Below are 9,010 nucleotides of genomic sequence, written 5' to 3' on the forward strand. Positions count from 1 at the left end.
GATCATCAAAATGGGCGGCTTGCATATTCCCACGGACTTCATGATTGGCCACTCGGGGCCGGGCTGAATGCACCTCACTCAATCCAATATGCACATGTACGTGATCGGTGTTCAAATGGACGTCGGCCCACCAAAAGGCGTCGGCGGATAAGCCCTCATCACGAATAAGATCCGGCATGGCGGCCTGAATTGCCCGCTTAATTTGGCTCTGATCGACCACCCCTTGTTCATCAATGGCTCCTTGTTGTTTTAACCAGGCACACCTTTTTCAATAATTTCCACTTGTAAAAGGATAAATTGCAAACTGGGGCCCTGATTATGAATCTAGTTAAACAGTTATTTAGAGCATGGACTGCAAACTTCACAGTCCACAATTTTCTTCAAGTAACACTTTACGCCTTGACGTTAATAGCCATTACTGCTTTATCAGCTTTATTTCCCCTGTCATGGATAAATAATTGACTCCGTTTTCACACACCTGATTCTGGTGCAACTGAAGGTATTCTTTTCTATTGGTTAACCATTGGGTGTGTCCTTTTATCTGCATCTCGCATCTGGCGGGACTATTTAACAAGAGATAAAAGCTTAGATGAAGTGTCTGCTTTGGACAAAAAATAATCTCGCAAAATGATTTAATGGTTAAAACAAATCAAGGATGTTTAACAAACTTAATCGAGCGGACTTTGGCAATTATCAGAAACATGTTCGTTTCTTTGGCATGGCTATATTTCACCTGGAGGGCCATGCAAGCATTTAAATATTGATGCCACGTTCGATAAAACTCAACTGTTGCTTTCGTTGGTACTTCGATATCAGTTTTACTTCACATTGACACTAACGCTGACACGAAACTGAATAGTTTCAATTTAAAAATATTGATCACTCCCTAACTTTTTCTTGAGTGCAGGAAGTTACACTGAAATCGAAAAAAGCCAAAAAAAGAGCCGCCTTAGCGACTCTCCGTTAATTATCTTTAGTTCATAAATTCAACTTTGCCCTTTCTCCCGAGAGCTTAGGCAATCTCGGACAACTTATCAAACGTGTCATTGTCTCTCCGCTTAATTCGAGAAATTGTTGCTTGTGGCGTTAGCTTGTTCGGCTAAATCTGCCTGTTTCAAACCCACTTCTGTCCGTACCTGATACAGAGATAAAGCACCGGCAGAACGCTCTTTGTTTGCATTATAAAAGTTCACGAATTTGGGATCTTTTAACAGTTCATGCAAAATGCCATTGATTTTCATTTTGGGTATCCTTACGTAAAGCGACCGCATGCTTAATTTCCGCCGCAGGCGTCTTTGAAGTCTTCTTGTTGAAATCTTGAGTAATCAAATACTGAGCCCCTTCAACGCGAAAATATAATCCGCGCTGAATATTACTTAAAACTTTACGTACAAGTTTTATTACAAAGGCGCAACAGTATCGAATAAATCGTTCAATGCCTCACTCATCGTTGGATGGGCGTAGATTTGATCGCGCACTTGTTGGTACTTGATGTGATTATGCATCGCCATGGATAAAATATTTATTACCTCGTAAGATGCGACCGCATAAAGTGTTGCCCCAATAATATAGTCACTATCATCAACTAAGGCTTTATAAGTCCCACGGGCATTGCCTAAGATGTGTGCTTTAGGACTCCCTTTAACTTGGAAACGTGCCACCCGATAATGGATTCCTTGCGCTTTGGCAGTCGGTTCGTCCAATCCAATCGTTGCGTAAGCAGGTTTGACAAATAAGACATGTGGAACAAGCTTCTGTTCCTGTAAGCTCTTTTCACCGCCTCCATATAACTCATCTAACACGATGCGATGATCGTCAAGTGAGATATAAGTGAACTGGGCGCCGCCACGGACGTCACCTAAGGCCCAAATGTGGCGTACATTCGTATGCAGATGATCATCAACGATGACACCACGTTCATTTGTTTTGACGCCGGCGGCCGGCAGATTCAATTGGTCAATGTTGGCGTGTCTACCAGTAGCTGCCAGGATAGTATCTGCATAAATCACGCGTTTTTCTCCGGCAACACTAACATAAATCGCAGCACGGTCCTGTTCATCTATAATCTGATTTACAGTCGCGTCGCTAATAATAGTGATTCCGCGATCATTAAAATCGGCCCGAATTTCATCAGAAAATTCAGGCTCATCGTGGGGCATAAATTGATGATTACGATCCAAAATCGTCACTTTTGAACCAAATTCAGAATAAGTCGTGGCAAATTCTAAAGCAATATACCCACCGCCGATAATAACCAATTCTTTTGGTAAACGATCTTGCTCCATGAGCGTTTCACTCGTAGTGACAAAATGGCTGTCAATACCGTCAATATCAGGCATAACTTGTTTCGATCCAGTATTAATAAAGATTCGCTGCCCAGCAATATCCTCCTCGGTGCCATTGTTGTAAGTAACATGCACTGTATGTGTATCGATGAATGTTGCACTACCATTCAAGATCGTAACCGGTGGCAGATCAGCAAGTTTATGGAAATTACTATATCGCAATTGACCAATGACACTGCGTTTCTGCATGATTGCTTGGTGATAGTTGGTCGCTTCACCGCCTAAAATCAGCCGCCCCGAAAGCTCATACAGTAACTTAGACGGAATACAAGCAACGTTAATGCATGTTCCGCCATACATCCGATCATTTGCTTCAATAACAATAACAGACTCTCCACGTTGTGCCATCTTAAACGCTAACGTTTTAGCAGCCTTTCCAAATCCGATAAAAACATTTTCCGCACTTCTCATTAGAAGTATCCTCCAAAATGGCTTAAAATCTTTTGCATCAACGGGTAGAGTATATCACGCTTTTGTGAACTACTCGGCCATGAATAATCGAGCTTCTGGGAACACTGTTAACAGTATGATTTACGGACTGGTTAAGACCGTCACCACAAGAAGCAAAATGTCTAGACGACGAAATTAACCCACGAAAAAAGCCCAAGCAGATACCCGACTGCATGGGCTTTTGTGTCAAAAATAATATCCATTTAATTGCAAGCCCGGTATACCAAGCTTACTTGAAAGTTGCTCATTTTGAGGTGCCTTTCTAATTAATGGTGACCACATGGCTAATATGTTCTAACCGTCAGCATCGATACCGATTGCTTGTGCCTTTGGCTGGCCGGTCCGGACAGTGAGGACTGCTCCGTAATCCTGCTCAAAATCAATGGTCACTTCATCTAGATTTAACTCCTGGTGCGGTGAATGGATTGGAATGTCGGCTAACGTCGTCGACTAATCAAACTCAGTGGTCATAAATTTGAAATACGTTTCCTATGTTCAACACAAGGGATTAATATTTCCTCTTCAACTAACATAAGTTTATCCTTAGTACAGGAACATTCACTACATGTCAGTGTTTCAATTAACTTAGGTTAAAGAGGACTCTTTATGACTAATAGTTCAAACGAAATGAGTTTTAGAACAGTCTTTTTATTGGGTATAAACAGCATCATTGGATCAGGTATTTTCTTACTACCTGGTAACATTTATGCCAATCTTCATAACTGGTCAATTGCGGTAATTTTGGTTGCAGCACTGGCCTCATTTGCTATATTACTCTGCTTTGCAAATCTATCAAGTAAGTTCTCTGGGGACGGTTCATCCTGGATTTACACTTACAATGCCTATGGACGCTTTGCTGGATTCGAAGTTGGATTCGACACATGGGTGACAGCTATTATTCAGCTTGCTAGTGAAGTGGCGGCTTTGCTGACTACGTTAAAGTTATTACTGCCAATCATGAACGATAAAATCATTTACAATATAGTTGCCGTATCTATCGTTATTTGTTTAGGTATCATCAATTTATTTGGCGACCATGTTTTATCAATTGCTGATAACATTGCTTCTACAACAAAAATCATTATGCTAATTTCCATTATTGTGTGTGGCGCCTTCTTCATACACTCGCACAATTTTAATAACCCAGTAGATTTCTCACAAATTGGCCTAACTGGAACCTACCACCGAATTAACAATTCCCTTTCCGTGATTATGGCTATTTTTACCGGATTTGCTTTTATACCTGTAGCTGCTAGTAACATGAAGAACTCAGAAAAAACCTTACCAAAAGTGCTTGTTGCAGTCATGATTACCACATCTAGTTTGTATTTAATGATTCAGTCTGTCACTATCGGCCTTCTAGGAAAATCAATCCAGTCAAGTCCAATTCCTGCGGCTTCAGCGTTTCACGTCATTTTAGGCAGCTATGGTTACTACTTCACCTTGATTGGCCTGATTATTTCTACATTTGGCGTTGCACTATCCTTAAGTTTCAATGCGCCAGTTGTGGCCTCCAGTCTTGCGAGTGAACATCAATTGTTACCATCCTTCATTGCAAAAAAAAATAGATTTGGCGCATCGTATATTGCTATTCTAGTTTCTGTTGTCGTCGCTAGTTGTTTGCTTCTTTCTGGCAGCTATCTATTTTTAGTTTCTTGTGTCGTTATCACAAGCTTCATCCAATATATTCCAACAATTTTAGCCGTATTTAAATTTAGAACCAGAAAAAATCAACCATCAACCGCTTTTAGCCTTCCCGGTGGTATGTTCATTCCATCTTTGGCTTTGTTAGCCTCCTTCTACTTAATGTTTAGCTTTAGCTTACAAATTACTTTAATTGGAATAGGCATTTTGGTTCTCGGTGCGATTCTTTACCTGTTAGATGACCATAAGGGCCAAAAAATACACAGTAAGATTCCCGTCAATAATTCTTTAAGCTTCATAAAATCCATCAAATAAGGCTTGCTTTCACCAATTTTTGCAGACACTAAAGCATGATAGGATCTCAGCATGATTGGCTAATATTGATCAGCATATTTTTAGGAGGTAGTTCAAATGAAGACGCTGGATAAGCAATCTTTTCGAATCATCGTGGTTCTAGGTCTATTTTCATTAATTAGTGGTATCGCAGGATCAAGTACTAATCTAGCGTTACCTAAAATTGCTATTGATTTACACATTACCAGTGGTTCAGCCACCTGGGTGGTACAGATTGGCTTAATTACTACGACCATCTTATTAGTTGTGTTTGGCCACCTTGGCGACCTTGTGTCAAAGGATCTGATATTTCTTTATGGCGGTATCCTATTCACTATCGGATCGGCCATCACTGGTATTGCAATGTTTTTCTGGCTCATGTTAATTGGACGCATCATTCAGTCCATTGGGTCAGCAATGATTATGGCCAATTCGATGGGAATCGTCACTGAAAACTTCCCAAATAAAACCAGAGCAGAAGCATTAGCCGTCATCTCTATGTTTACTTCAGTTGGAACAATTTCTGGGCCGGCTCTTGGCGGACTCGTCATGTCCATTTCATCATGGCGTTAAATCTATCTTTTTAATGTACCTTTGGGCATCATCATTTTGTACATTGGTTTTAAAGTCCTTCCTTTGCCAAAATTAACAAAACGGCTGATTTGGACTGCAACTAGTGGTGTTGACTGGAAAGGCCAAAATTACTTTACTTTAGGAATCATCATTTTCTTCCTTAGCGGGTCTTTTTTCCTGAAGAGTGCTGGCGTTAATATAGTGATCGGTGTGTTATTGCTGATTGTTGGCGCAAGCATTACACTTTTCTCCTTTGCCGTTGATAAAAGATCATCCAGTCCTTGGATTGCACCAGAAGTACTAGCTAACAAGCCATTTATGGTTTCAATTGTTACGATGTTATTGACTATGCTAGTTAATGCAATTTCAAATATTTTACTACCGTTTTATCTTCAAAGTTATGGTGGCTTATCGCCATTTTATAGTGGTTTACTTATGATGCTTCAATCCGCTACAATGCTATTTATTACCCCCATAGCCGGTGTTTTGGCAGATAAATGGGACCGTATGAAACTTACGTCAATCGGACTATTCATTTTAACTATTTCGCAGATTGGTTACGCATTGTATCCAACAAAATTAAATCTCATTGCGATAATTACCCCCAATCATCTTAAATGGTGTTGGCATTGGATTATTCCTAACCCCTAACAATGCCATCACAATGAGCGTAGTTGATAAGAATTTTACTGGTGTCGCTGGATCATTTAATTCGTTTGCCAGAACAATTGGCATGACAATCGGAATTAGTTTCGCGTCGTCCCTACTATTTCTCCAGTTACTCGGAGTTCGACACATTTCTAGGGCCTTAGGTGAAACTTTCATTTCCGCATTTAGAAACGTTTTCTTTCTTGCGACGTTTGTTTCTTTAGTTTCATTTTTAATAGTGCTACATCGCTTATTTTCTGAAAAGCATGAATCTCAATCCTCAAATAACATTGCAGAGTAAAGTGATTGTATCAAGATATGGATTAAAGTAAGAGAACACAGACTTCAAATATATTTAGTCTCAGTAAAGCCCATGAAAAATTTATCACATGTAGACATCATTTCTTAATAAGAATGATGTCTTTTTAGGTCTACCCAACCGTTAAATGTAGCCTCGCCCAACAAACTGATCAACCACGAACATGAGTTGTGACTCCGTAACTGCCAAACTTCCTAACTCTTTCTTAAGTGTATGGAGTTGCGCTGAAATCGTGATCTACTCGACTATGAATGGATGAGTAGTTCAAAACCAATTGATTAATCATTCCAATTAACTGTCTTTGTGTTACCCAGTATGAGCGCTTTATTACTGTAATTAATTAATTTGTTCTCTTTTGTTTTTTCTTCTTCCGTCTGATGATTCGCTTGCATTTCAAACAAAAATCCAAAACAACCAGGAACAAACGATAATAGTACCCAGCAACTTCCAGAAATAGAAATACATGTAATTATTGTAAACAACGAAAATAAGATTCCTTGATAATGCTTTCGCATTGCATACAAAAAACCAATACGTTCGTTAACCTTTGGTGTGACTATAAATTTAGCAGGTTTATTCAGTAAAGCAAGTACAGTAGACTTAACTGTAATAAAATAAAAAGATCCATATAATAGACTCAATTCTATTTCATAAAACAATAAATCTAGTAATTTTGTTCCATTTTTCAACTGAAAAACACTATCTACCAAAGTTTGGCTAAAATAACAGATTAACGTAGGTACTAACATAAACAATTGCGTGACTAGTGGAATGTGCAACTCGGGACAAATTAAACTAGTAATAACTAAACTAATGTATTGAAATGCATTTATAGGAACCGACAATGTAAAACAAAACAAGTCAATCTTTTGATAGATGCTGATGGTTTTTGATTTAATTATTTTACGTGAATAGTTTCGAAAAAATTCAAAATTAGCAGCACAAAACTTACTAGATCTAATCATTAGCGCTGTCATATTAACAGGAAATTCTTCATTACCGTATATCTGAGAAGCAAATTTAATATTCCACCCTTTTAGAACAGCTTCAACAGAAGTACATAAATCTTCGGCCACTGCATATGGTATTTGCCCAATATCTTCAAAACATTCACGTGATATCATGACGCCATGTCCTAATTCAATGCATAACGCGCCGCCAGTTTCTTTCACGGCAATATTCGAATGTTTTTTATTTAACCACCCGCCTTCCGCACTACGCACAACATTTTGCACTGGCCAAAAAGCATTACCGGATCTCGCAAACGTATTCATAAAAGAATTATAATTTTGTCCACTAACATGGTTACATTGAAGAATGCCTATTTCATTGTAATAAAACATCTTTAAACATTTTTCTACAAATCTATTTTCTAGTAATTCATCACTATCTAAAATAACAAAATAATCGTAGTCATGTTTGTTATTGCATAAATAATGATTTAGGTTTCCAGCTTTAGCATGTGTATTTTCAGAGTCTCTGACTAATTTAACAGTAGGGTGAGATAACACAAACTCATCAATCATTTTGATATATTCAGGGTCTGTAGAGTTATCCAGAATAATTCCTTGAGTGTTCTCATATGTTTGTTCTAAACATTGGGCTAGCGCATATGGTAAGAAATCGTTATAAGTTGTATACAACAACTCAACTTTAGGATGCCAGTCCGCTGGTATTTCTTTTGCAAGTATTGCTAGTTCTGCATCTTTGGCTTTGTCTTTAATACAAAAATATCGGATAGCAATAAAAATATTAACTATTCCAAACAGAAAGAAAAGAGCCACAAATAATTGATTAAATATGATTAAAGAAATTTCAAATGGTTGTTTTCTAGCTAGAATAGGTAACACACTGTCAATGTATGTTAAATATTCATATAATGACATAACAAACAACCAAGTGACGAGAACTGTTGGCATAAGAATTGGTTTTGAATGAAATAAGCGTATTTTTTTTGTATTCAAATCAATGTTTTTGGACATTTATATCGTATTCCTCTCGTCTTACATCGAATAGCTAAATTTTTTATAATTTAATTTTACACAATTGAATTATAAACTTTTGTTAAAAGAAATCAATGTGAAAAGAGTAACTAATCTCGTTTGTGAAGTGAATCGTTCCGTTCAAAAAAGGCTTCACCTCTGACCTTTACCCCGAAAGTTGAAACAAACTTTCGGGGTTTTCTTATGACTAAAATTTCTATTGAAACTAAGATTATCGCTGTTGAAAAGTGGAAACAACAAAATCACGCATCAATAACAGCGACCTGTGGTCACTTTGGCTTCGCTTCAGTGGAGGCTACTGTGCGCTGGGAACGGCTTTATAATTTATATGGTAGTCAAGTGTTGTTAGAGATGTGAACGGGAGTGAAACCACATCGCAAAAGAATCAGATCAGGAACGCATCAAACGCCTCGAACAAGAGAATTTATCATTGCGGATACGCTTAGACGCCTTAAAAAATTACAAGCCTTGAGAAAGCGTCCAACCAAGAACTCGCACAAGTCATCATCGAGCTCAGGGCCAAATACCGATTAGTTGACTTGATTGCGGCTTTACCGATTTCAATGTCTGTCTTTCAATATTGGCAAGCAAAATTTCAGCAACCCGATAGGTTTGCCAACTTAAAACGCATGATTACGACGGTTTTCAATGAACAGCATGGCAACTATGGTGTTCCACGGGTATCAGTAGTTGTG

7 protein-coding genes and 1 pseudogene are annotated in these 9,010 nt (G+C 38.3%); 3 read left to right on the forward strand and 5 right to left on the reverse strand.

Features of this window, described 5'->3' with window-relative positions; genetic code table 11:
• From mobL to ACKTR5_RS11255, 4 genes are all read right to left on the reverse strand, one after another.
• Window positions 1-220 (reverse strand): relaxase MobL (gene mobL / locus ACKTR5_RS11240; RefSeq protein WP_407881581.1); only part of this gene is annotated, 220 nt, incomplete at its 3' end.
• Window positions 221-1,058: 838 nt separating this feature from the next.
• Entirely contained in the window at window positions 1,059-1,241 is a 183-nt protein-coding gene (locus ACKTR5_RS11245) for a hypothetical protein (protein WP_407881582.1), read from the reverse strand.
• Entirely contained in the window at window positions 1,216-1,437 is a 222-nt protein-coding gene (locus ACKTR5_RS11250; protein WP_407881588.1) for a type II toxin-antitoxin system RelE/ParE family toxin, read from the reverse strand. The genes ACKTR5_RS11245 and ACKTR5_RS11250 overlap by 26 nt, the downstream gene beginning before the upstream one ends.
• Window positions 1,401-2,756, reverse strand: coding sequence for an FAD-dependent oxidoreductase (locus ACKTR5_RS11255; protein ID WP_407881583.1), 1,356 nt, complete (start codon window positions 2,754-2,756; stop codon window positions 1,401-1,403). Before ACKTR5_RS11255 ends, ACKTR5_RS11250 begins: the two co-directional genes overlap by 37 nt.
• Window positions 2,757-3,401: 645 nt before the next feature.
• On the opposite strand from ACKTR5_RS11255, the gene ACKTR5_RS11260 reads away from it, so the two are divergent.
• Both ACKTR5_RS11260 and ACKTR5_RS11265 read left to right on the forward strand, forming a co-directional pair.
• The gene (locus tag ACKTR5_RS11260; RefSeq protein WP_407881585.1) at window positions 3,402-4,754 is read left to right on the forward strand and encodes an APC family permease; all 1,353 of its coding nucleotides are present in this window, start codon (window positions 3,402-3,404) and stop codon (window positions 4,752-4,754) included.
• Between the two features lie 96 nt (window positions 4,755-4,850).
• A pseudogene (locus ACKTR5_RS11265) lies at window positions 4,851-6,294 on the forward strand (MFS transporter).
• Window positions 6,295-6,590: 296 nt separating this feature from the next.
• Here ACKTR5_RS11265 and ACKTR5_RS11270 read toward each other — a convergent pair.
• Entirely contained in the window at window positions 6,591-8,294 is a 1,704-nt protein-coding gene (locus ACKTR5_RS11270; protein WP_407881586.1) for a glycosyltransferase, read from the reverse strand.
• Window positions 8,295-8,498: 204 nt separating this feature from the next.
• On the opposite strand from ACKTR5_RS11270, the gene ACKTR5_RS11275 reads away from it, so the two are divergent.
• Window positions 8,499-8,672, forward strand: coding sequence for a hypothetical protein (locus ACKTR5_RS11275; RefSeq protein WP_407881587.1), 174 nt, complete (start codon window positions 8,499-8,501; stop codon window positions 8,670-8,672).
• Window positions 8,673-9,010: the final 338 nt, after the last annotated feature.

Source organism: Furfurilactobacillus entadae, from assembly GCF_045862745.1.
GTDB lineage: Bacteria > Bacillota > Bacilli > Lactobacillales > Lactobacillaceae > Furfurilactobacillus > Furfurilactobacillus entadae.